We start from the raw sequence: 1,255 nt of genomic DNA on the forward strand, positions 1-1,255 counted from the left end.
TGGACTTGCAACAAAACACTGGACAAACTTTTAAGCAACTTGTTGGCACTGCCCACTGTAATAGTCAAAAGGGGAAAGATAGCCTAGCGCCGAATGCCTGCGTTGCCGGTTATACCAAATCTCTATATATTCAAAGATGGCCTGCTTAGCTACTGATCGGCTTTGAAAAACTTGCTGATAGACCATCTCTGACTTCAGTGTCTTGAAAAAACTTTCGGCTACTGCGTTATCCCAACAATTTCCCTTCCCACTCATGCTCTGCAAAACCATTGGGTATTTTTTCAGCAGGCTCGTAAATGCATGACAGGCATACTGAACGCCCCGATCTGAATGGAAAATGAGTTTCCCTTCAATAGGGCGGTTTTTAATGGCCATCTGCCAAGCCGGAACGGTCGTCTCAGCCGCTTTCATTGAGGCACTCAATGACCAGCCAATTATTCTGCGATCATACAGATCCATGACAATCGTCAAATACAGCCAGCCTTCACCGGTTCGGATATAAGTCAGATCAGACACCCAAGCTTGACTTGGCTTAAGGGGATTGAACTGACGGTTTAGATGATTTTCGGCCACTGGGTAGTCATGTCTAGAATCGGTGGTCGTCACTACGTATTTCTTTTGAACAACACTTTTCAGGTTAGCCTGCTTCATCAGCCTGGCGACGCGGGGCCGGGATACATTTACGCCTTGGGCTTTCAGATCGCGCGTGATTTTTGGACTCCCATACCGGCCTTTACTAGCGGTGAATAAGCTACTAATTAATCGAGTGATAGTTTGATTTTCACTGGCTCGTTTAGTGGGCCGTTGGGCTAACCAATAATAATACCCACTGCGACTTACATTCAGGACTTTACACATCGTCTCAACGGGGAAAACAGCCTGATGTGCTTTCATGAATTGAAAAATGTCCCGTCGCTCCTGGAGAAGATGCTGACCGCCTTTTTTAGGATATCGCGTTCTAGTTCAGCCTGCTTAAGTTCTTTTTTCAACCGCAGAATTTCTTGCTGTTCCTGGCTGCTTCCCACTCGTCCACTAGCATTCGCTTTCTGAGTGGATAGGCGTTCTCGACGCCACCTGGTCAGGATCTGGGGAGTAATACCGAGTTCTTCAGCGGTAGTTTTGAGTGAATCTTTAGCTAGGGAGAGCTCGACGGCCATCCGTTTGAACTCCTCGTCGTACTGTCTTCTGCTGGTTTTCATGGTTCACTAAGTTAGATCACACTTAACTTAATGTCCAGTCAAATGTAGCAGGTCCA

The 1,255-nt window shown here is 46.6% G+C and carries 1 protein-coding gene; it reads right to left on the reverse strand.

Annotation, left to right across the window (positions count from 1 at the left end):
- Positions 1 to 30 precede the first annotated feature (30 nt).
- Positions 31 to 1,199, reverse strand: a protein-coding gene (locus FBR45_RS26255; protein WP_138507426.1) for an IS3 family transposase whose coding sequence is annotated in 2 segments (ribosomal slippage) — positions 31 to 947 and positions 947 to 1,199 — 1,170 coding nt in all. Because the reading frame shifts where the segments join, the coding sequence is not laid out codon by codon here.
- Positions 1,200 to 1,255: the final 56 nt, after the last annotated feature.

Origin of the sequence: Spirosoma lacussanchae (genome assembly GCF_005870035.1) — a bacterium.
GTDB lineage: Bacteria > Bacteroidota > Bacteroidia > Cytophagales > Spirosomataceae > Spirosoma > Spirosoma lacussanchae.